Genomic DNA, 23,404 nt, shown 5'->3' with positions numbered 1-23,404 from the left:
GCGTCGGGCGGCTCAGCCGGCGGGCGCAGCCGCCCGGACGACGCGCGCGCGCCAGGTGGGGATGAAATCCACGCTGCCCCGGCATTCGCCCATTTCAACCTGTTCCGACAGGCGGAACTGCTTGCCGTCCCAGACAAAGTTCTGGCCGACGCCGCAATCGCCGATGCCCCGCCCCTTGGCAAAGCTGCTCAGCACGCCGTCGGCAAAGCCGGCATTGACCAGCGTCTGGGGCCCGTCCGGTCCGGCCATGCCGACATCCACGTCGAACCGCGCCAGCACCGGCTCTCCACCGGCGGGCGCGACATAGACGAGCGACATCAGGTTATAGGCGCCCGCATCGCAGGGCAGCAGGATCAGCGTCGCGCCGTCGCCCAGCGCATGCGCCTCGGCTGCGGGCGGCTCGTCCATGAACTCGGTGATCGCGCATTTCGCATCCTTGCGCAGCCGGTCGACCAGTGCGGCATCCAGCGGCGGCGGAGCGCCAGCAGGGTTGATGGCGCGGATCACGGGAAGATCGCGTTTGCCCAGCGCCCCCTTGCTGCCGCCGCGCGCGACGATCGCCTGCGCCGTGCCGGCCACGCCCTGCTCCGCGTCCATGTACCGCAGGGCCGCCGACAGTCCGGCAAGCGAGATCGGATAGGCAGGGCCATTTGCCCCCGCCACAGTCAGGCGCGTCCCGTTCACCGCCTCCAGCGCGATGGTTCGCGCCGATGCCTCGGTCAGGCGGATCGTGCGTTCGTCCTCACGCTCCCCGCCACTGGCCACGGTCTTGCCATCCACCGCCACCGTCAGCGGCAGTGCGGGTAGGTCGCTGCCCGTGAAGCGGACGATCATGCCACCCGAATCAGCCGGATCGCGCGCAATCGACATGAGGACGCTCGGCACATCCCCATCCTCTGGCGCCAACGCCACCGCCTTGCACGCCAGACCGTTGTCGCACCCGACGGTCCAGTCGCGGAACGTGCCCAGTTCGCCCGGCCGCGGCCGCGCATTGCTGTCCGCCTCCTCGGCAATCGGGGTGGGCAACGGCGACGGGGCCGCAACGCTGTTGTCCGGACCCTCCGCCTGATTGGCGACGGGCGGAGCTTCGGTGCAGGCGGCAAGCGCAACAAACAGATACAGGGGGATGGATCGCATGGGGCGCTGTCATATCGCGGTGGCACGCCGGGCAAAAGCGGCTATCTGAACCCCATCATCGATTCAGGAGCGTGAACGGCATGAAAATCATCGGCGTGATCGGCGCGGGACAGATGGGCGCGGGCATTGCGCAGGTATCGGCGGCGGCGGGCTATCGCGTCCTCCTGTCCGACGTCAGCATCGAGCGGGCGGAGGCGGGCAAGGCCGGCATTGCCAAGGGGCTGGACCGGCTGGTCGCCAAGGAAAAGATCGACGGTGCGGCACGCGATGCCACGCTGGCCGGGATCGAGCCGGTCGGCGATGTCGCCGCGATGGCCGAATGCGATCTGGTGATCGAAGCCGCGACCGAGCGGGAGGCGATCAAGCGGCAGATCTTTGCCAGCGTCGGCGCGGTCATGCGGGACGACGCGATCCTGGCCAGCAACACATCGTCCATCCCCATCACCCGGCTGGCGCAGGCATCGCCCGATGCGGCGCGGTTCATGGGGGTGCATTTTTTCAACCCCGTGCCGGTCATGGGCCTGATCGAGCTGATCCGGGGCCTCGCCACATCCGATGCCACGGTCGCGGCTGTGGAGGCGTTTGGCCGGACATTGGGCAAGGAGATCGTCCATGCCAATGATGCGCCGGGGTTCATCGTCAACCGCGTGCTGATGCCGATGCTGAACGAGGCGTGCTTTGCCCTGGGCGAGGGCGTGGCGACGATCCGCGACGTGGATACCGCCTGCCGCCTTGGCCTCAACCACCCGATGGGGCCGTTCACGCTGGCGGACTTTATCGGGCTGGACACGTGCCTGGAAATCACCCGCGTCCTGTTCGAAGGGACGGGCGATCCCAAGTTCCGCCCTGCCCCGCTGCTGGTCAAATATGTCGAGGCGGGCTGGTACGGGCGAAAGGTCGGTCGCGGCTTTTACGACTATTCGGGGCCGGAACCGGTGCCGACCCGCTGACCCGCGCGGCCCGGCATCCCCCCGCCGGTCAGGGCAGGAGGATGCCGGCCAGCGCCGCGCTCATCAGATTGGCCAGCGTGCCGGCCAGCAGCGCGCGCAGGCCCAGCCGCGCGATTACCGGCCGCTGATTGGGGGCAAGATTGCCCGCCGACGCCATCTGGATCGCGATCGAGCTGAAATTGGCGAAACCGCACAGCGCAAAGGTGATGATCGCGCGGCTGCGATCGGACAGGCCGGTTGCCGTGCCCAGATCGGCAAAGGCGACGAATTCGTTCAGCACCACCTTCGTCCCCAACAGGCCGCCGGCCGTGCTCGCCTCCGCCCAGGGGATGTTGATCAGGAACGCGACCGGCGCCAGCAGGACGCCCAGGATCCGCTGAAACGTCAGCCCCTCGATCCCGAACCAGCCGCCAACGCCCGACAGGATGCCGTTGGCCAGCGCCACCAGCGCGACAAAGGCAAGGACCAGCGCCGCCACGGCAACCGCGATGCGCACCCCGGTTTCCGCGCCCATTGCGGCGGCCATGATGATGTTCGACGCGCGCTCATGCTCGCCCGTGCCTTCAACCGCGATGACCGGATCCCCTTCGGCATGGGCAACCGCCTCTGCCGGTTCGTCGGGCATGATCATCTTGGCCATCAACAGCCCGCCCGGCGCGGACATGAACGCCGCAGCCAACAGGAACGGCAGCGATCCCGACCCCAGCATCCCGACATAGGCCGCCAGGATGGTGCCCGCGACCCCGGCCATGCCGACCGACATCACGGCAAACATCTGAGACGGCGACAGCGCGGCCAGATAGGGGCGGATGACCAGCGGCGATTCGGACTGGCCGACAAAGATGTTGGCCGCGGCGCACAGCGATTCCACCCGCGACACGCCCGTCACCTTTTCGATTGCACCGCCAATCCACTTCACGATCAGCTGCATGATGCCGAGGTGATAGAGGACCGCGACCAGCGCGGCGAAAAAGATGATCGCCGGAATGGCCGAAATGGCGAAACTGTTCGAAAACACCGGGTCCGTCGCCAGCCCGCCCAGGATGATGCGGGTGCCCGCCCCGGCATAGCCGAGCAGCGCGGAAACCCCGGTCGACAGCGCGGCAATGAATTGCCGGCCCGGTTCGAAATAGATGACCAGCACCGCCACCCCCGCCTGAAGCGCGAAGGCCGCGCCGACCACGCGCAGGCGGATCGCGCGGCGATTGGTGGAAAACAGATAGGCGATGGCGAGAATGGCGATGATGCCGGCAATGCCGATCAGGTAACGATTCATCAGAGGATCACGGTCCCGGAACAAGCGGGCCGCGCCGCCCCGTGAGCGCGCCCATCGGGAACGCAGTCATACACAGGGCGACGCGCCGCGCCAGAGGCGAGCATTGCGAAGGCGCGCGAGGGGGCGACGTGAATGCGGGCGCGAATGCGGGATGCACGTTCCGCCGATCCCGGCCAAGCCGATGAGCCGCGAAAGGGCGATGCCATCGAAAGGTGGCGAAGGTGAGGACACGTCGCGTTCAAACCTCGACGGTGCGGGGTATTTGACGACGAATGGAGAGGAGCTGCTGCCATCGTGGCGAGGTGAAGATCCATGCAGGGAGCACAGCACGGCAAATCCTACATTGGAAGGGGGGTGCGGGGTGGAGCTTGGTGGATGGCGCATGGGATATCGAGGCTCGATTTGCACTGCCTCATGCCCCTGACGGGTCATGTCCTGAATGGCAGGAAGTCATCTCGGTCGCAAAAATCCTGCCAGTCAATTTCCGACCCCATTGCGGACATTGATCTATCGAGCATTTTTGCGGATATGAACGGCATGACCGATAAGCCTGAAACCATCGTAGAGCAGCCGAAGACTATTGAGTTTGCTCCTTGGATGACGGCCGTCGAAAATGATGATCTCACTTTGGTGGGGGTCCGATACGGCGGCCATGAGGCGATCAACTTTGCAAAGGATGATCACACCGTTGAATTGACCTTAGATTATGATGATTGTGAGAACGAATTAGAGGCAACGTTCATCTCTCGTGAAAAAATGGCTGGCGTTGTGTTTTATTTCAATGACGTCGATGGCTTCCGTGTGCTTGATGAGCATGGCCTCGTTGACCTTTGGAACGCTTCAATGGATACCCCGAGGCCCGCCTCCACTACTTTCAAGGTCAAAGGACATCTGTGGCAGACCGAGAGTGAACTCTCGTGGATCATGAGAGACTGCGAGTTTTCATATATGGTCGCAACAAACGGCGACTGTCTCGAAGTCATCACTGGTTGCGAACCCAGCGTGAAAATTATCCCAGCAGTCGTCAGAAAGAAGACCGCCGACTAGCGGCAAAGGCAAAAGACCACCCGAAATCGGCCATGCGCGAGGCTCAATTACGATCCCGAAAGCGGGATGGCAGCTTCGCCCCGATGACGAGCATTTTATGTCATTCGGCTATCGCCGCCGTTGCTGGCGCGAGGCTGATCAGGCACTTGAGTGCAAATGGAAGCATTAACCGCCTTCGAAGCCGTGGCCGCAAGCTTGATCGGGCAGCCGATCAGTTACATCTGGCCAGGCTACGGATCAGCGGTCTACATTGAGCTTGGAGACCTCTCCCCCAGGACTAATCGGGCCGGCTCTCCGGGACATCCCGAAGGCCAAATTTCGCTTGGCGTGGAATGGAGTTGGCGGGTCGAAGACGACTCCACCATCATATGCGGCAGCTGGAGCGAGGAAGAGTTATGGGAGCCAGCCTTTACTCTGCTTCGCAACGCGCAGGTCCGAGGCCTGAAGCTTTTCGGTAGATTGCCTGAGGTGGAGTTATCGACGGACCGGGGTGTCCGCTTCCTATCGTTCTCGACAACGGACGGTCAGCCGCAGTGGCACCTGGTCGACCGCCGGGATGACTTGCAGCGATGGTTCTCAGTTCGGCACGGTCGCTTACACCTCGGAGACGGAACCGAACCTGCGCTCTGACACCATATTGCCTGTCCACCCACAAGCGGCCGTGCGCGAGGCTTAATCACGATCCCGATGGCGGTTTGCCATGATGGAATGCCATCCGCCCTGCACCATTGATCCGTGTATCGTCGCAGCCGCCGGGGAAGAACAGCCAGGCCCCGTGTCGGGCACGGGGCGACGGTGGAGGGTGTGGCGGATGTCCCCCCGATCGCTGACGGAGGTTGTGCGGAACCTGTCCCGGTGCCGCCCCGCTGCTATCTCCCGTCCCTGACTAGCACCTGTTGTGCCGCGCCCGGTTGACGATTGCCCCCGCTTGCTCCCCTGCCCGCTTTGCCGCTAGCAACGGGCATGGACCAGCCGACCCGCGCCGCAGCGCCTGCCACCGCCCTTTCCCCGTCCCTGTTCGCCTTTGCCATCTTTTATGGCGGCATGGTGTGCATCGCGGGCGTGCTGGGCAACAAGCAGGTGTCGTTGGGCCCGCTGGCGGTGGAGGCGGGCATCTTTGCTTTTCTGCTGCTGGTCGTGGTGTCGAGCGCGGTGGCGGAACTGCATGGCCGGGCGGTCGCCAACCGGCTGGTGCTGATCGGCTTTGTGCCGCTGCTCGCATCCATGCTGCTGTCGTGGCTGGTCTTTGCCCTGCCCGCGTCGCCCGAAATGCTGCCCGCCAACCGCGACGCCATCCAGATCATCCTGGGCGCGACGGGACGCATCTGGGCGGGCGGCATCCTCGCCTATGGCATCTCTCAGGTGCTGAATGTCACCATTTTCGACGCGCTGAAACGCGGCGAGGGCAAGATGGTGTGGCTGCGCGCGGGGATTGCCAGCGTGCTGAGCCAGATTGTCGATACGCTGATCTTTGTGACGGTCGCGTTTCTGGGCGTGTTTCCGATCGCCAACCTGCTGTTCGGGCAGATGACGGCCAAGGTGACGCTGTCGATCCTGCTGGTGCCGCCGCTGATCATGGCGGCGGTGGCGCTGGGGCGTCGGCTGGACCGCGCCTGATCGCCGATCGGGCGGGGCCGCCGCGGCAAGAAGGCTTTCGCGCACGCGCCCTCGCCGCTAAAGGCACCGCCATGACCGACAACGCACCCGATCCGGCGATGCTCGCCAAGGCCGAAACGCTGGTCGAGGCGCTGCCCTATCTGCAGCGTTACGCTGGCGAGACGTTCGTGATCAAATATGGCGGCCATGCCATGGGCGATCCCGAGGCGCAGCGCGATTTTGCCGAGGACGTGGTGCTGCTGAAAGCTGTCGGCATCAATCCGGTGGTCGTGCATGGCGGCGGGCCGCAGATCGGCCGGATGCTGAAACAGCTGGGCATCGAATCCCAGTTTGTCGGCGGCCTGCGCGTCACCGATGCCGCCACCGCCGAAGTTGCGGAGATGGTGCTGGCGGGCAAGATCAACAAGGAAATCGTCAGCTGGATCGCGGCGCTGGGCGGCCGTGCGGTCGGCATTTCGGGCAAGGACGCCAATCTGGTGCTGGCCGAAAAGGTCAGCCGCACCGAACCCGATCCCAATTCGGGCATCGAACGCCATGTCGACTTGGGCTTTGTCGGCGAACCGGTGGCGGTGGACCCGACGATCCTGCGCAACCTGGCCGGGGATCATTATATCCCCGTGGTCGCCCCGGTGGCGCTGGGCGCGGATGGCGCGACGTACAACATCAACGCCGATACCATGGCGGGCGCGATCGCCGGCGCGCTGGGGGCCAAGCGGTTCTTTCTGCTGACCGACGTTGCCGGCGTGCTGGACAAGGACAAGACCCTGCTGACCGACCTGGACCGGGTGGGCATCGAGGCGCTGAAGGCCGATGGCACGATTTCGGGGGGCATGATCCCGAAAGTCGATACCTGCATCGCCGCGGTCGAGGCGGGCGTGGAGGCGGCGGTCATCCTGGATGGCCGGGTGCCGCACGCCATGCTGCTGGAAATCTTTACGCGCAGGGGTGCGGGCACGCTTGTCCGCCGCTAGGATTGCGCAAAACGCTCCCTATCTGTATTAACCGAGCAACACAGTCACGCGGAGGTCGCCTTGGGTTCGTTCCTGATCATGCTGCTGGGAATCGTGCAAATTCTGCTCGACGTGCTGTGGTGGATCATCATCATCCAGTTCGTGCTGTCGATCCTAATCAGCTTCAACGTCATCAACACCTATAACGAGGTGGTGGCGGGCCTGTATCAGGGGCTCAATCGGCTGACCGAACCACTGTTCGCGCCCATCCGCCGGATGCTGCCCGACACGCGGCCACTGGATCTGGCGCCGCTGGCCGTGCTGGTCGCCATGTCGATCCTCAACCGCGCGATCATCCCGTGGCTGGCCGGCGCAATTGCGTCGAGCGGGATGTAATTCTATCGGGAATGCCGGCGAATCCGCCGGGCGGCCATCGTTCAGCGCATGGCCATCCCGTCGGGGCGCCGGCACCGTCGTGACCGGTTGAAAGCGCACGCTTCGGCCTGACGTGCGGCGTGGTTGCGGCGATGCACGCTGCGCAGGCGCAAAATTTCAGCACCCCCTTTGCGCTGCAACGCAACAAAGTTGCATCGAAACACGGGCCATCACAACAGAATTTCACAAAATGTGACGGATTTACCACGCAGGGACGAAACCGCCCAAATCCGTTGCGTTTCGCTTTACATGAACTGGTGTCCAATCGAATGTCACGCTGGTGTCACAACCGGCGTGGGCAGCGCATGGGCGTGACACTTGTTGGGGCGGCGTTGGCATGGGAACCGGCGCCATATTTTGAGGGGTGTTTCATGAATAGAACTTCTTGCAGGCGCGGCAGGCATTTCCGCGCGGGCACCGCATTGCGGGCGCTTGCGCTGCTGGGTGTCGGCGTTGCCGGATCGGTCGCTTTCGCAGCCCCTGCCGCAGCGCAGGATTTTACCTTCGTTACCGCCACGGGTCGTGTGACGAATGAATCGGGCGCCCCGATCGAAGGCGCGACGGTCAAGATCACGTCCGACGACCAGGGTTTTGAGCGCACGGTCACGACGGACGGTTCGGGCAGCTATCGCATCCCGCAGCTGCCGGCAGGCAAGTACACGTTCGAAGTGAACGCCGACGGGTTTGGCACTTACCGCGAGTCCGGCATCGCACTCAGCCAGTCGGCTGCCGGCAACACCTTCCAGCTGTCGGAAGGCACCGCCAGCACGGGTGACGACATCATCGTGACCGGCACCCGCATCAAGGTCGCCGATTTCGATCGCACCACGGTTGGCGCAGTCGTGTCGATCGGCGAACTGGCCACCCGCGTTCCGGTTGCCCGCGACCTTACGTCGGTCGTGCTGCTGGCGCCCGGCACCAGCGCCGGTGACAATGCATTCGGCAATCTGGCCGCCGTGTCGGGTTCGTCTGTTTCGGAAAACTCGTTCTTCCTTAACGGCCTGAACATCACCGATTTCCGCCAGGGGCTTGGATCGGTCGAAGTTCCGTTCGAATTTTATGATACGGTGGAAATCAAGAACGGCGGCATTCCGGCGGAGTTCGGCCGGTTCACCGGCGGCTTCATCAACGCCATCACCAAGTCGGGATCGAACGAGTTCCATGGCAAGGTGCTGTCGACCTATATTCCGGACGAGGCCACTTCCGATCGTCCGAATACGCTGATCGATCAGAATGATCAGGATACGCGCGAAACCTTTGAAACGCTGGTCAGCCTGTCCGGTCCGATCATCAAGGACCGCCTGTTCTTCTATGCCTTTTATCAGCATAACAATGTGTCGCAGGGCGACACGCTGCTGACCGTCGCGCCGTCGACCGTGCTGCGTCCCGCCGCCGCCGGAGCAGCGCCGGTCATCAACCCGGTAACCGGCCAGGTGGTCACGGCCCCGATCGCGTTCGCACCCTATTCGACCGGTCTGCGGCGCGAGGAAACGAATTTTGACTCGCCATTCTATGGCGGCAAGCTCGATTTCATTCCGTTCGACGGCCATCGCCTGGAGTTCACCTATTTCAACTCGGAGCGGGTAACGAAGATCCGTTCGCTTGCCGTCACCGACGCAAACGGCGGCACCTATGACAGCCGCATCGACGGCCCGACGCCGACCATCGGTGCGTTCCAGGGCCTGGGTCTTCAGGAAGCTGGCGGTGAAAACTATGTCGGCCGCTACACCGGCCAGCTGGCGGATTTCATCACCGTGTCGGGTGCCTATGGCAAGAACAAGCGCCGGGTGAACGTCACGTCGAGCCGCCCGGACTATCCGGCGATCGGTGACACCACGGGCAATGGTTATGCCGGCAACGCCGATACCACGCTTCAGACGGCAGAGGACGAGCGCGAATTCTATCGCGGCGACGTCGATCTGTATTTCAGCCTGCTGGGCGATCACCACATCAAGTTCGGCTATGACCGCGAAAAGCTGTCCACCAACCAGACGGTTTCCTATACCGGCGGTGTTGCCTGGACCTATTTCCGCGGTGCCGCGGGCGATCCTTATGTGCAGGATCCGAACGCGATCTATGTCGCGGGCCGGACGTTCATCAACGGCGGCCTGTTCACGTCGGACAACGAGGCGTTCTACATCCAGGACAGCTGGCAGCTGTTCGACAACCGCCTGACGCTGAACCTGGGCCTGCGCAGCGACAAGTTCACCAACGACAACGTCATTGGCGACACTTATTATGACTCCGGCCGCAATATTGCGCCGCGTCTGTCGTTCGCGTTCGACCCGGCGGGCAATGGCCGGACCAAGGTGTACGGCTCCTATGGCCGGTATTTCCTGCCGGTGCCGTCGAATACCAATGTCCGTCTGGCCGGTGCCGAGCTGGACTATACCCGGTACTTCCTGGTCAACGGGGTCAATTCCGACAATACCCCGATCCTGGGCGCACCGGTCACCGGTTTCCCCGATGCCACGGCGTGCCCGGACAACCCATCGGTGCGCAACTGCGACATCATTTCGGATGGCCAGCCCACGCCGACCATTGCAACCGTGGCCCAGGGTCTGAAGCCGCAATCGGTCGACGAGTTCATCCTGGGCGCCGAACAGCGTGTCGGTGACCGGGTTCGCGTCGGTGTGTTCGGCGTGTACCGCAAGCTGAACGAGTCGCTGGAAGACATCGCCATCGACGCTGCGGTCAACGCCTATTGCGAACAGAACAATATCGATGGATGCGGCGATATCTGGACCGGATTCCATCAGTATGTGCTGGCCAATCCGGGTGCCGATGCGACGATCACCCTGTCCGATCCGCTGCCGGGCGAAACGTCCCTGCGCACGATCGACTTTACGGGCGCAGAACTGGGCTATCCCCAGGCGAAGCGCACGTACAAGGCGGTCACGGTCACCTTTGATCGTGAATTCGACGGGGTCTGGAGCCTGAGCGCCAACTATACCTGGTCCAAGACCGAAGGGAACATCGAAGGGGGCATCCGTTCGGACAATGGCCAGACCGATTCCGGCCTGACCACCGCGTTCGACCAGCCCGGCCTGACCGACGGTGCATTCGGCCCGCTGCCGGGTGACCGAACCCACATCTTCAAGGTGTTCGGTTCGTACAAGCTGTTCGATTCGATCACCATCGGTGGGCAGTTCCAGGCGCTCAGCCCGCGTAAGTTCGGGTGTATCGGCCGCGTGCCAGTGTCGATCGATCCGTTCGCGGGCGCTTATGGCGCGGCAGGGTTCTACTGCAACCTCAACGGAAATGGCGAAGTCATCACCGACCCGCTGTTCCCGTTCACCAACTCGGCCACGGCAACCACGCTTCAACTGACCCCGCGCGGGTCGGTGCTGAAGAGTGACTGGCAGACGTTCACCAACATCTCGGTGAATTTCGAAGTGCCGACGGATGCATTCGACGCATTCTTCCGCGTCGATGTGTTCAACCTGTTCAACGAAAAGGCAGTGACCGACGTGCGCGAAGTCGGCACGCTGGCCAACGGCACGCCGCGCGGCGATTTCGGTTCGCCGATCGCCTATCAGCAGCCGCGGTTCTTCCGGTTCCAGCTGGGCGTGGGTTTCTGATCCGCATCATCCCGGTTTGAACCTGGATCAGGGGGGCGGGCAGAAATGTCCGCCCCTTTTGCATGGGCGCACGAACCATCATGCTGTGCGGAACGGGATGGCCCGGCTTATCTGTAATAGGCGTCGTGAAAGGGTCGCATGAACCGATCATGCGCGGCGGCGGTGCCGATCCGCGCGGTGGAAATCGGTGCCCGCACCTGATGCACGCTGGCGGTGCGCACCGGCCGGGCCGTTTCATGAAAGGCGCGCACTTGCGGCTCATCCGCAAGTCCGACATGCGCCAGCACCGCCGGGATCCAGCGATCGGGATCGCTGACCAGATCGCGATAGGACACGGTAAGGATCCGGTCCGGGAACTGGGCCGTCCAATGGGCGAACAACCGATCCTCGATCCGAAAAAATGCCGCGATGTCCGTCAACGACCAGCTCCACGGAACCGACGCGGTGAAATAGCTGCGGAAACAGGACAGGGCGGTATCGCCCGGATCGCGGCGCAGCCAGATCACTCGCGCATCCGGGATCATATGCAGCAGCAGTCCCAGATGATGCGACTGGACCAGTGTCTTGTCGACGACCAGACCCGCTGGCCCGAAGCGCATGGCCAGCATCTGCTCATAATCGCGGGCAAGCGCGCCCCACGGATCGGCCGACGCGCCGACCCTGTTCTGATAGGCCAGCGCGCCGGCCAGCGACTGATCGCCCGTGGGGATCAGCGCCGCCCGGACGAGGTTGATTTCCGCCCCGCCCGTCACCGCCGAATGACTGACCAGAATCTGTTCGACCAGCGTCGTTCCGGATCGGGGCAGGCCGTTGACGAACACCGCACGGCTGCCGCGATGACCGGACGGGACCAGCGCCGTCATCCGTTCAGGCCGAAACCCGTCGATCAGCCGGTCGGCCATCGCCGCCACCCCGTCCGGATTGAACCGGCTTTCGGTCCGGCGCAGCGCAGCCCCTTCGGCATACAGGGTCAGCGCACGATCCGCATCGCCGCAATCCTCATAGGCCTTGGCAATGGCATAGAGCATCCGGGCGCGAAGTGCCGCCGGTGCGGTGGTCAGCCGCTGACCAAGGCGCTCCATTGCCGCAAGATCGGCGTCGCCTGCGTCGAACCGCTTCACCATCGCCAGCGCGAACCAGATCTGCGGATCGTCCGGACTGGCCGCTAGCGCCTCCCGGAACATGGCCTGCGCCTGTGCTGCATCGCCAGCCTCGCTCGCCAGCGTGCCGAGAAGGTGGAGCACGCCCGGATGGCGGCGCGCCGCATCGGGCAATGCGGCAATTTCTGAAAGCACGGCTTCGGCACGGCCATTGCCGGCCATGTCCCCCCAATAGTGCAGCAGGCGATCGATCCGCACCGGAGGCGTGCGGGCATAACGGCGCATCGCCTGCAATGCCGTATCAATCTCTCCGATCCGCATCGCCAGCGCGCCGCAACTGCGCCAATGATCGCCGCCAGACGGGCCGACCGCCAGTTCCCGGGCGAGCAGTTGTGCAGCGGTGCGGCGATCATGATGCTGCAACGCGGCCAGTGCCTGCGCCACGAACGCGCCGGGTTTCGCTTCAGTCATCGGGGACGCTTACCCCCCTTGCGCCGATGGGGAAATGGGCGACGGCCGGCCGGGTGCAATTGCCGGCCGCGCAACCCCGAAAGGCGGCGGAAACCGGGGATGGATGTCTTGACTGGCGCAAATCGTCGCCCCGCGATAAGGGCGGCGGCATGAGCGCCCGCATCATCGACGGCAAGGGGTTTGCCGAACAGCTTCGTGCCCGCATCGCGGACGCCGTCCCCGCATTTCGCGCAGCCGCAGGGCGTGCGCCGGGGCTGGCCGTGGTGCTGGTGGGCGAGGATCCGGCCTCCTCCGTCTATGTCCGGTCGAAGCATCGCGCGACCGTGGCGGCGGGCATGGAGAGTTTCGAACATCGCCTGCCCGCCGACACGGATCAGGATACGCTGATCGCGCTGGTCGATGCGCTGAACGCCGATCCGGCGGTGGACGGCATTCTGGTTCAGCTGCCCCTGCCCCGTCATCTGGATGCGCAGGCTGTGCTGCTTCGCATCGATCCGGACAAGGATGTCGACGGGTTTCACCCGGTCAATGCCGGGCGGCTGGCGACGGGGCTGGATGGCTTTGTCCCCTGCACGCCGCTCGGCTGCCTGATGCTGCTGGAAGATGCGCTGGGCGACCTGTCGGGCATGGACGCGGTGGTGATTGGCCGGTCGAACATCGTGGGCAAGCCGATGGCGGCGCTGCTCACCGCACGCAGCGCCACGGTGACGCTGGCGCACAGCCGTACCCGCGACCTGCCCGGTCATGTCGCGCGGGCGGACATCGTCGTCGCCGCGGTCGGCATCCCCAATTTCGTGAAGGGCGAGTGGATCCGGCCCGGCGCGACCGTGATCGATGTCGGAATCAACCGCACGGATGACGGGCTGGTCGGCGATGTGGACTTTGCCGGCGCGGCCAGCGTAGCGGCGGCGATCACGCCGGTGCCGGGCGGGGTTGGACCGATGACCATCGCCTGTCTGCTGCGCAACACGCTGCATGCGGCACATCGCCGCGCGGGGCTGGCCACGGCCGACCTGCCATGATCGAGCTGTTCATCTCGGCGTTCGTCACGCTGTTCGTCATCATCGATCCGCCAGGATGCGCGCCCATCTATGCCGGACTGACCAGCGGGGCGAACCCGGCGCAGCGCCGGTCGATGGCGATCCGCGCGGTCGTGACGGCGGGCGCGATCCTGTTGTTCTTTGCGCTGGCGGGCGAAGCATTGCTCGACAAGCTGGGCATCAGCCTCGACAGCTTCCGCATCGCAGGCGGCATCATGCTGTTCCTGATCGCGCTGGAAATGGTGTTCGAGAAGCGTAACCAGCGCAAGGAGGACACCGCGCACAAGATCGCCGATCAATATGCGAAAACCCCGGAAGTGGAGGACGTGTCCACCTTTCCCATGGCTATGCCGATGATCGCCGGGCCGGGATCCATCGCCACGGTCATGCTGCTGGTCGGCCGGACGAGCGGCTGGGCGGAAAGCGCGGTGGTGATGGCAGCGCTGGGCATCAACCTGTTGCTCACCCTGGCCGCATTGCTGGCGGCCGGGCCGCTGATGCGGGTGCTGGGCGCGCGGATCGAGGCAGTGATTACGCGCCTGCTCGGCGTGCTGCTCGCCGCGCTGGCGACGCAGTTCGTGATCGACGGCGTGCGAGCCAGCCTGGGCTGATCGTTACGCCCTTACGTAGTGTTACTTAAATGCGACAATCGGCAGGATTATGAACCGCCGATGATCGAACCGCTTGCGCTGAAGCCGCGGCCATGTTCTCCCGCCGCCAGGAACCAAGGAAACGAGGGGCCGGCATTGCGCAATGATTGCACGATGCCTGTTAGTTGCGTTGCTTAGGGAGTAACACATGAAGCGTTTCACCGTCGGCCTGCGGGCCGGCACGGCGGGCATTGCGCTCGCCATCGCGGCCGTTGCCGCCCCCGCCATGGCGCAGGACGCCACCCAGACCGAGGACACCACGGACGCCGAGCAGAACGACACGATCGTCGTCACCGGTTCGCGCATCCAGTCCCCGAACATCACGTCGGTCGCCCCGATCCAGTCGGTCACGGCCGAGCAGATCACCGATTCGGGCGTCGTCAACATCCAGGAGCTGCTGCAGGAAAATCCCGCGTTCGGCGCGCCGACCCTGTCGCGCACCAACACTGCCTTCCTCACCTCGGGCACCGGCATCGCGTCGACCGAGCTGCGTAACCTGGGCACTGCCCGCACGCTGGTCCTGATCAACGGCCGCCGCGTCGTTTCGGGCGTTCCCGGTTCGGCAACGGTCGACCTGAACGTCATCCCGACCCAGTTCCTGCAGCGCGTCGACACGCTGACCGGTGGTTCGTCCTCGCTCTATGGCTCGGACGCCGTCGCTGGCGTCGTGAACTTCATCTATCGTGACAATTTCGAAGGCATCGAAGCCAACGCGCAGTACGGCATAACCGAGCGCGGCGATTCGCCTCGCTATCAGGCGAACCTGACCGCCGGTGGCAATTTCGCCGATGGCCGCGGCAACGTGATGGTCCATCTGGGCTACACCAACGAAAGCGGCCTGCTGTCGCGCCAGCGTCCGGAAACCGTGCTGGACGATCTTGACACCTTCTACTTCGTGACCGGCGATCCCGCCGATTACGGTGTACCGACCGAGGGTGCGCTGTCCGGCTTCGCGCCGCAGGGCCGCTTCACGGCCGGTGGTCGCAACTTCACCTACAGCCCCACCGGTCAGCTGCAGGAAGGGTTCTCCACCCCGGTCAACGGGTTCAACCGTCAGTTCTTCCGCACCATCGCCGTGCCGGTCGAGCGTTACCTGTTTGCCGCGCGCGGTACGTTTGACGTGACGGACAATGTCCGCCTGTTCGCCGAAGGCACCTATAACAACACCCGCGCATCGCGCGAAATCGAGCCGTTCGCGCTTCAGTCCAACGGCGTCAACGGCATCTATCCGGGTGTCGGCGGTGCGGTTCCGCTCGAAACGCTGGTCAACGGCGCGCTGGTACGCAACCCGTTCGTGCCGGACGCCATCTTCAATGCGGCGACCGACACCAATGGCGACGGCATCCGCGACATTCAGTTCGCCCGCCGCATCAGCGAGTTCGGCACCCGCAACGGCAGCACGAACCGCGATTTCTATCGCTTCGTCGTCGGACTTGAAGGCCAGGTGTTCGGCGACTTCCGCTGGGATGTCAGCTACAACTATGGCCGGACCGCTGAATCGCAGCAGTCGAACGGTCAGGTCAACGTCCTGAACTTCCGCAACGCGCTCAGCGCGATTCCGGGTGAAAACGGTACCGTCGTCTGCGCCGATGCGAATGCACGGGCACAGGGCTGCGTTCCGATCAACATCTATGGCGCCGGCAGCATCTCGCCGCAGGCGGTGGCATACATCGCCGCTGACCAGACGCTGCAGACCACGATCACGCAGCAGCAGCTGCAGGCGAACCTGTCGGGCACGCTGGTCGAACTGCCGGCCGGTCCCCTCGCCATCGCCATCGCCATCGGTGCGGAATACCGCAAGGAATCGAGTGTCGAGAATAACGACGCGCTGACCAACGCTGGCCTCAACGCCGGCAACGCGCTGCCCGACACGTCGGGTTCGTTCGACGTCCGTGAAGCCTATGGCGAAATCAACATCCCGCTGCTGGCCGACACCACCCTGTTCCAGTCGCTGAACCTTCGTGCGGCGGGCCGTGTGTCCGATTACTCGACGGTCGGCACGATCTACACCTGGAATGTCGGCGGCGACTGGACGCCGTTCAACGGCCTGCGGTTCCGCGGCACCTATGCCAGCTCGGTGCGTGCGCCGAACATCGGCGAGCTGTTCCAGGGACCGGCACAGACGTTCCCGACCGGGATCAGCGATCCGTGCATCGGCATCGGTGCGACGGGCGGCGGTACGCTGGGCGACAACTGCCGTGCGGCACCGGGCGTGCTGGCGAACATCGCCGCCAATGGCACGTTCACCGCAACGCAGCTCGACACGCAGGGGATCAGCGGCTTCAACAGCGGCAATCCGAACCTTCAGGAAGAATCGTCGCGGTCCTGGACCGTCGGCGGCGTCCTGTCGGCGCGTGATTTCGGGGTCGAAGGCCTGTTGTCGTCGCTGACGCTGTCGGTTGATTACTTCAACATTGACATCAAGGACGTCATCACGGCTCCGCCGCGTCAGTTCACGCTCAACCAGTGCTATCAGGGGGGTGTCACGGCATTCTGCGACCTGATCGATCGTCGTGACGTGGGCACTGCCGTCAACAGCGCCGGATCGCTTGAGTTCATCAACGCGCCTGCCATCAACGGCGGCCGGTTGCTGACCGACGGCATCGACGCGGTTCTCAGCATGAACGTGCCGGTTGCCATCGGCACCAACGGCCGCATTGGTGTGCGTGTTTCCTATACCCACCTGTTCCGCGGCTATCTGGTGCCGCTGCCGGGTGCGCCGCGCGACAACTTCGCCGGTGAAATCGGTACGCCGAACGACCGCTTCACGACGACGCTGGCGTACAGCAACGACGATCTGCGCCTCAACCTGACCGGCACGTGGCTGGGCAAGTCGTTCGAGGACGATCTGTCGCTAGCATCCTATGATGTGGGCCGGTTCGACGTTTCGGTTCCCTCGCGCTTCTACCTGGACAGCCAGCTGACTGTCCGTGCGGGCGATGCGATGGAATTCTTCGTCGGTGCCGACAACCTACTCGACACGCGTGCGCCCAACATCCTGTCGGGTTCGCCGTTCAACGTGACGGGCACGGACACGGCGGCAAACGTCTATGACGTGTTCGGTCGCCGCTATTATTCGGGTGCGCGTCTGCGCTTCTGATCCCGATCAGAACCGGATGAAAATCGGGGCGGTCTCCATTGGAGGCCGCCCCTTTTTTTGATCACGCGACGCTAAGCTTCAGCGCGCCGTCGCCGTCCTCGACCCGGACGGTCTGGCCGCCCAGCACCCCGCCGGACAGGATGAGTTCGGCCAGCGGATCCTGAAGATACCGCTGAACCGCGCGCTTCAGCGGACGGGCGCCATAGACGGGATCATAGCCGACCCGGCCCAGCCAGGCGCGCGCGCCCTCGGTCAGTTCGATACTGATCTTGCGATCCTTGAGCAGCCGGGCAACGCGCACCACCTGAATGTCGACGATCGGCGCCATATGCTCCGCGCCCAGCCGGTGGAACAGGATGATCTCGTCCAGCCGGTTGAGGAATTCCGGCCGGAAGTGCGCGCGCACCACCTCCATCACCTGTGGCTCGACGCTTTCCACCCCCTCGCCATCGGCAAGCGCGGTCAGATACTGGCTGCCCAGATTGCTGGTCAGGATGACGATGGTGTTGGAAAAATCCACCGTCCGCCCCTGACCATCGGTCAGCCGGCCATCGTCGAGCAGCTGAAGCAGCACGTTGAACACATCGCCATGCGCCTTTTCCACCTCATCGAACAGCACCACCTGATAGGGCCGCCGCCGAACCGCTTCGGTTAGAACGCCGCCCTCTTCATAACCAACATAGCCCGGCGGGGCACCGATCAGGCGGGCCACGGAATGTTTTTCCATGAACTCGCTCATGTCGAGCCGCACCATCGCGCTGTCATCGTCGAACAGGAATCCGGCCAGCGCCTTGGTCAGTTCCGTCTTGCCCACGCCCGTGGGGCCGAGGAACAGGAAGCTGCCAAGCGGCCGGTTCGGATCCTGAAGCCCCGCGCGGCTGCGGCGGACGGCGGTGGACACGGCCTTGACCGCCTGTGCCTGACCGATCACGCGGTTGCCGATCGCCTCCTCCATCTTGAGGAGCTTTTCGCGCTCGCCCTCCAGCATCTTGTCGACGGGGATGCCGGTCCAGCGGCTGACGACGCCTGCAATGTCGTCGGCGGTCACTTCCTCGCGCAGCATCGCACTGCCGGTCTGGGCCTGCGCGTCTTCCAGCTGGCGGGTCAGAGCGGGAATGGTGCCGTAATTCAGCTCCGCCATCTTGCCGAGGTCGCCCGCGCGCTGCGCCTGTTCCAGCTCCAGCCGCGCCGCCTCCAGCTGTTCCTTCAGCTTGGCCTCACCGGCAATCTTGTCCTTTTCGCCCTGCCACCGGGCGGTCAGTTCGGACGATTGCTGTTCCAGATTGGCCAGCTCGCCCTCCAGCGTGGTCAGCCGGTCGCGGCTGGCGGCGTCGCTTTCGCGGCGCAGCGCCTCTCGCTCGATCTTGAGCTGGATGATCCGCCGGTCGAGCGTCTCGATCTCCTCCGGCTTACTCTCCACCTCCATGCGGATGCGGCTGGCGGCCTCGTCCATCAGGTCGATTGCCTTGTCCGGCAGGAAACGGTCGGTGATGTAGCGGTTGGACAGCGTGGCCGATGCGACGATCGCGCCGTCGGTGATCCGCACGCCGTGGTGCAGTTCGTATTTCTCCTTCAGCCCGCGCAGGATGCTGATGGTGTCCTCTACCGTCGGTTCGCCAACGAACACGGGCTGAAACCGCCGCTGCAGCGCGGGGTCCTTTTCCACATATTTGCGATATTCATCCAGCGTAGTCGCGCCGATGCAGTGCAGCTCGCCGCGCGCAAGGGCGGGTTTCAGCAGGTTGCCGGCATCCATCGCCCCTTCGGATTTGCCCGCGCCGATCAGCGTATGCATCTCGTCAATGAACAGGACGATATCGCCCTCGCCCGCCTTCACCTCATCGAGCACGCCCTTCAGCCGTTCCTCGAACTCGCCGCGATATTTGGCGCCCGCGATCAGCGAGCCCATGTCGAGCGCCATCAGCGTGCGGTCCTTCAGCGTGTCGGGCACGTCGCCATTGGCGATGCGCAGCGCCAGCCCCTCGGCAATCGCGGTCTTGCCGACGCCGGGATCGCCGATCAACACGGGATTGTTCTTGGTGCGCCGGGCCAGGATCTGGATGGTCCGCCGGATTTCCTCATCCCGCCCGATCACGGGGTCGAGCTTGCCGTCGCGCGCGGCCTGGGTCAGGTCGCGGGCGAATTTCTTGAGCGCGTCATAGCGATCCTCCGCCCCGGCGGTATCGGCGGTCTTGCCCTTGCGCAGCTCGTTGATCGCGGCGTTCAGCGCATCGGCCCGGACGCCCGCCGATGCCAGCGCCTTGCCCGCTGCGGTCTGCGGCGACAGGACCAGCGCCAGCAGCATCCGTTCGACGGTGACGAAGCTGTCGCCCGCCTTTTTCGCTACCTGTTCCGCCTGATCCAGCACGCGGACCATGTCGTTGTCGAGGCCGGGCGTCTGTTGCGCCCCGCCGCCCGACACGGCCGGGATTTTGGCCAAGGCGGCATCCGCCTCGCGCAGCGCCGTTTCCGCCGATCCGCCCGCCGCGCGGATCAGGCCGGACGCCATGCCTTCCTTGTCCTCCAGCAGCGCCTTGAGCAGATGTTCGGGCGCAATCCGCTGATGGCTCATGCGGATGGCAACGGTCTGCGCCGATTGCAGGAAGCCCTTGGCGCGATCAGTGAATTGTTCGAGATTCATTGGTGGTCCCCGTCCTTCGTACCAGCAACATAGTGTTGTATTAATGCAACACAAGGGGGCGCCCGGCCGTCCTGATGGTCAAAGCAATCTTAACCATGTCGGGCGTAGCATCGCGGCCAGTCCGATGAACCAGGCGCACCGATCCCTGCCCCCGCTGGCGGCCACCGGCCCGGCAGTTGCCATCGCATTGGCGATGACAGCGGCATGGACCATTGCGGCATGGCCGTCGCTGAGCGCGCTTGCCCTGCCCGATACCGACGACATGGCGCGGCTGGCGCAGGTGCGGGACTGGCTAGGCGGACAATCCTTCAACGACCTGACGCAATACCGGCTGGGCGCGAGCGGCGGCCTGCCGATGCACTGGTCGCGGCTGCCCGACCTGGTGCCCGGCGCGATCATCGCCGTGCTGACGCCTGTGATCGGGGTTCACATGGCCGAGGTGGCGGCGGTGATCGCTTCACCTGCCCTGTTGTTTGCGCTGTCGCTGGCCTTTGTCGCGCGGATTGCGCTGCGGCTGGGCAGCGGCCGTTCGGCGGGGATCGTCGCGGTCGTTCTTGGCGCGCTGGCCTATCCGATGACGGCCATGTTCCTGCCAGGCAAGATCGACCATCACGGGTTCCAGATCGTCATGCTGCTGATGGCGGCCGATGCCGCGCTGGGCGGGCCGCGCGGACGCGGGCCGCCGGTCGCCGGCCTCTGCATTGCGCTCAGCCTGGCGGTTGGCCTGGAAAATGTCCTGCCGCTGGCGGTCATTCCCATGCTGGCCGGGCTGGCCTGGATTGTCCGCAGGGCGGATTCGGAGCGGCGCCTGTTCGGTATGGGGGCGGGCATGGCGGTTGGCCTGGCCATCACCACGCTGCTGCTGCGGCCGCGCATCTGGCCGGCGGACCTTTGCGACAGCCTGACGCCCGCGCTGACCCAGGGTGCGGCGGCGGGCGCAGCGGCGATGATCCTGTTGCCCATGCTGGGCAAACGGTTGAGCCAGCCGATGCGAATGGCGGCGGCTGGGGCGGCCTTGCTGGCCATGGGCGCGGTGCTGATCGGGCCGGGCCATGCGTGTCTGGCCGGTCCCTATGGCGCGGTCGATCCGCGCCTGGCTAGCCTGTGGCTGAGCCATGTGGCCGAGGCGCAGCCGCTGCTGGCGCTGCCTGTCGGCACTGCCATCGGCTATGGCGGCGTGTTCGTCACCGGCCTGATCGTGGCGCTCGTGCGGGCCGTGTCGCTCAACCGGCGTCGGGACCGGGCGATGGCCGCGCTGATCCTGGCCGCGTCGGTCGCCGCGATGATCCAGGCGCGGGGCAGCCCGTCCGCCGCCGCGCTGGCGCTGCCCGTGCTGGCCGCGATGATCGCCGACCTGCGGACACGTGGCGGCACGGCAAGACGCGTTGCCGGCTGGCTGGTATCGACTGGCGTGTTCTGGACGCTGATCGGGGGAGTTATCGGCGGAATGATCGGCGGGACGGGCAGCGGCGATGAAGGTGCGGCCACCCGTGCCATCGCATCCGATTGCGCGACCCCGGCCGCGCTGGCCAAAGCCGCGGCCCTGCCCCCCGGCCGGGTGATCGCCCCGATTGACCTGAGCAGTCACCTGCTGGGCGCGACCCGGCACCATGTGATTGCCGGCGCCTATCACCGCAACACGGACGGCAACCTGGCCATCATCGACTATTTCCACGCCAACCCGGCCGCGCGGCGCGCGATCGAACGCGATCTGGGCGCCGATTACGTGATCCAGTGCGCCGGTTCGAACGACCTTTCCATTCGACAGATTGGCCACACGGATCAGCATCGCTGATGCAGACAGCGCTGACCACCGCCAGCCAGATACCGGCGCGTGCGCGTGACGCCGATGCGGCGGCCGGCATCCTGAACCGACGCTGGTTTGCCATCGCCGTCATCCTGTTGGCGGCTGTCCCGCTACTCTGGCCCGAACTGCCGCCCCTGACCGACCTGCCCGGACATGTCGGGCGCTACCGCGTGATGACCGCAGACGGCACCGGCCCGTTATCCCGGTTCTTCACGTTCGAATGGCGATGGGTGGGCAATCTGGGCATGGATGCGATGGTCGCGGCGCTCGCCTCGCTGCTGGGCTTGGAGCCGGCGGTCAAAGCGACGGTCATCCTGATCCAGTGCGGCAGCGTGGCCGCAATCCTGGCGCTGTCGCGGCAGGTGCACGGCCGGGTCACCCCATTCGTTCTGTTCGCAGTGCCGCTGGTCTATAACCAGCCCTTTCACTTCGGATTCCTGAACTATTGCATGGCAATGGGCCTTGCGCTGGCGGGCCTCAGCCTGTGGCTGCGGCTTGGCCGGCAAAAGCGATATCGGCTGCGGGCGGCGCTGGCGGTGCCGTTCAGCTTCTTGGTGTGGACCGCCCATATCGTCGGCTGGGGCAGCTTGTGCCTGCTGGCGTTCGGTGCCGCGGTGGCGGAACGGGCAGACCGTCGCGAAGGCATGGCGGAACGACTGATCCGGGCGGCGCTATCCTGCTTTGCCCTTGCCGGACCCATCGTCCTGATGCTGCTCAATGCCGGGTCCGGCGGCGGCACCATCGAGCGGTTTTTCAACCTGGTCATCAAGGCTCGCGGCCTGGCCAGCATCATGCGGGACCAGTGGATCTGGGTTGACCTGCCATCGACGTTGTTGGTCGTCCTGATCGTCTATGCTGCCGTGCGGGGGCGGCTGGGTCGTCTGCACCCCGTTGCCGCGTGGATGAGCGGCGTGATGGCAGCTGCCGTGCTAGCAATGCCGTTCATGGTGATGGGATCGGCCTATGCGGATGTCCGGCTGTTGCCCTATGCCATGATCGTCGCTCTGGTTGGCATCGCACCCGCACCGACGGACAGCGATAACAGGATGCGCGCCTATCTGCTTGTCGGCATGGCGTTCTGCCTGATTCGGCTTGCGGCGACGACGGTCAGCCTGATCGTCGTCGATCAGGGTTGGCAGCGCGAGACCGGTGCGATCGAGGCGCTGCCACGCGGCGCACGGGTGATGGCGATGGTCGCGCGCGATTGTGACGAGCCATGGGGTGTGTCGCGGCTGATCCACCTTCCCGGACTGGCGATGGCGCGCCGCGACGCCTTTGTGAACAGTCAGTGGCCCATGCTGGGCGCGCCGCTGATGCGCTTTCGCAACCCCCGGCCCGGCTATTTCGATGCGGACCCGTCGCAGATCGTGCTGCGCGTTCGCTGCCCCGACCTTCCGGCGAATATGACCCAAAGCCAGTCGCTGGCGACCTTTCCGCGCGAACGGTTCACGCATCTGTGGCTGATCCGGCCGCATCCTGTGGACCCCGAACAGCTGAGGGGCATGACGCTGATCTGGTCGAACGGCGACAGCAAACTGTTCAGGATCGATCGTTAGGCAAAAGCGCGACCAGCGGAAATGCGCGCCGCTTGCAGCATCTCTG

Annotated in this window: 15 protein-coding genes; 11 read left to right on the top strand and 4 right to left on the bottom strand. The window is 64.9% G+C overall.

Going from position 1 to position 23,404, the window contains the following annotated elements; translation table 11 throughout:
• Positions 1-12: 12 nt before the first annotated feature.
• A complete protein-coding gene (locus ACNI3Q_RS13270) occupies positions 13-1,137 on the bottom strand; it encodes a DUF1176 domain-containing protein (protein ID WP_426277423.1) in 1,125 nt (374 codons plus the stop codon).
• Between the two features lie 80 nt (positions 1,138-1,217).
• Here ACNI3Q_RS13270 and ACNI3Q_RS13265 point away from each other — a divergent pair, with 80 nt between their 5' ends.
• Entirely contained in the window at positions 1,218-2,087 is an 870-nt protein-coding gene (locus ACNI3Q_RS13265; protein WP_426277601.1) for a 3-hydroxyacyl-CoA dehydrogenase NAD-binding domain-containing protein, read from the top strand.
• A 28-nt stretch (positions 2,088-2,115) separates the two neighbouring features.
• On the opposite strand, the gene ACNI3Q_RS13260 is transcribed toward ACNI3Q_RS13265, so the two are convergent.
• Positions 2,116-3,363, bottom strand: coding sequence for a NupC/NupG family nucleoside CNT transporter (locus ACNI3Q_RS13260; protein WP_426277421.1), 1,248 nt, complete (start codon positions 3,361-3,363; stop codon positions 2,116-2,118).
• Positions 3,364-3,675: 312 nt separating this feature from the next.
• Between ACNI3Q_RS13260 and ACNI3Q_RS13255 the strand changes: the two genes are divergently transcribed.
• From ACNI3Q_RS13255 to ACNI3Q_RS13235, 5 genes are all read left to right on the top strand, one after another.
• Positions 3,676-4,410, top strand: a complete 735-nt coding sequence (locus ACNI3Q_RS13255; protein ID WP_426277419.1) for a hypothetical protein — start codon at positions 3,676-3,678, stop codon at positions 4,408-4,410.
• 963 nt (positions 4,411-5,373) lie between these two features.
• Complete coding sequence (locus ACNI3Q_RS13250; protein WP_426277417.1) at positions 5,374-6,027, top strand: queuosine precursor transporter; 654 nt, start codon at positions 5,374-5,376, stop codon at positions 6,025-6,027.
• Between the two features lie 71 nt (positions 6,028-6,098).
• The gene (gene argB, locus ACNI3Q_RS13245) at positions 6,099-6,998 is read left to right on the top strand and encodes an acetylglutamate kinase (protein WP_426277415.1); all 900 of its coding nucleotides are present in this window, start codon (positions 6,099-6,101) and stop codon (positions 6,996-6,998) included.
• 78 nt (positions 6,999-7,076) lie between these two features.
• A complete protein-coding gene (locus ACNI3Q_RS13240) occupies positions 7,077-7,373 on the top strand; it encodes a YggT family protein (protein WP_426277413.1) in 297 nt (98 codons plus the stop codon).
• 410 nt (positions 7,374-7,783) lie between these two features.
• Positions 7,784-10,993 (top strand): TonB-dependent receptor, encoded by a 3,210-nt coding sequence (locus tag ACNI3Q_RS13235; RefSeq protein ID WP_426277411.1) that lies wholly within the window; start codon positions 7,784-7,786, stop codon positions 10,991-10,993.
• A gap of 107 nt (positions 10,994-11,100) precedes the next feature.
• On the opposite strand, the gene ACNI3Q_RS13230 is transcribed toward ACNI3Q_RS13235, so the two are convergent.
• Complete coding sequence (locus tag ACNI3Q_RS13230; protein ID WP_426277409.1) at positions 11,101-12,564, bottom strand: tetratricopeptide repeat-containing sulfotransferase family protein; 1,464 nt, start codon at positions 12,562-12,564, stop codon at positions 11,101-11,103.
• 149 nt (positions 12,565-12,713) lie between these two features.
• On the opposite strand from ACNI3Q_RS13230, the gene folD reads away from it, so the two are divergent.
• The 3 genes from folD to ACNI3Q_RS13215 all read left to right on the top strand — a co-directional run bounded on the left by folD (position 12,714) and on the right by ACNI3Q_RS13215 (position 17,354).
• Positions 12,714-13,586, top strand: coding sequence for a bifunctional methylenetetrahydrofolate dehydrogenase/methenyltetrahydrofolate cyclohydrolase FolD (folD, locus tag ACNI3Q_RS13225; protein ID WP_426277407.1), 873 nt, complete (start codon positions 12,714-12,716; stop codon positions 13,584-13,586).
• Positions 13,583-14,215 carry a MarC family protein gene (locus ACNI3Q_RS13220; protein WP_426277405.1) on the top strand — a complete coding sequence of 211 codons (633 nt, stop codon included), beginning with the start codon at positions 13,583-13,585 and terminating at the stop codon, positions 14,213-14,215. The genes folD and ACNI3Q_RS13220 overlap by 4 nt, the downstream gene beginning before the upstream one ends.
• A 187-nt stretch (positions 14,216-14,402) precedes the next feature.
• Entirely contained in the window at positions 14,403-17,354 is a 2,952-nt protein-coding gene (locus ACNI3Q_RS13215; RefSeq protein WP_426277403.1) for a TonB-dependent receptor domain-containing protein, read from the top strand.
• A gap of 61 nt (positions 17,355-17,415) precedes the next feature.
• Here the strand turns inward: ACNI3Q_RS13215 and clpB are convergent, their stop codons facing one another.
• Complete coding sequence (clpB, locus tag ACNI3Q_RS13210; RefSeq protein WP_426277401.1) at positions 17,416-19,995, bottom strand: ATP-dependent chaperone ClpB; 2,580 nt, start codon at positions 19,993-19,995, stop codon at positions 17,416-17,418.
• Between the two features lie 124 nt (positions 19,996-20,119).
• Between clpB and ACNI3Q_RS13205 the strand changes: the two genes are divergently transcribed.
• Positions 20,120-21,790: a hypothetical protein gene (locus tag ACNI3Q_RS13205; RefSeq protein WP_426277399.1), complete on the top strand. Its 1,671-nt coding sequence runs from the start codon at positions 20,120-20,122 to the stop codon at positions 21,788-21,790.
• Positions 21,790-23,358: a hypothetical protein gene (locus ACNI3Q_RS13200; RefSeq protein WP_426277397.1), complete on the top strand. Its 1,569-nt coding sequence runs from the start codon at positions 21,790-21,792 to the stop codon at positions 23,356-23,358. The genes ACNI3Q_RS13205 and ACNI3Q_RS13200 overlap by 1 nt, the downstream gene beginning before the upstream one ends.
• The last annotated feature ends 46 nt before the right edge of the window (positions 23,359-23,404 follow it).

The sequence above is a fragment of the Sphingomonas eleionomae genome, assembly GCF_049889035.1.
In the GTDB taxonomy this organism is placed as follows: Bacteria; Pseudomonadota; Alphaproteobacteria; order Sphingomonadales; family Sphingomonadaceae; genus Sphingomonas.
This window is presented reverse-complemented; position numbering and strand designations above follow the sequence as displayed.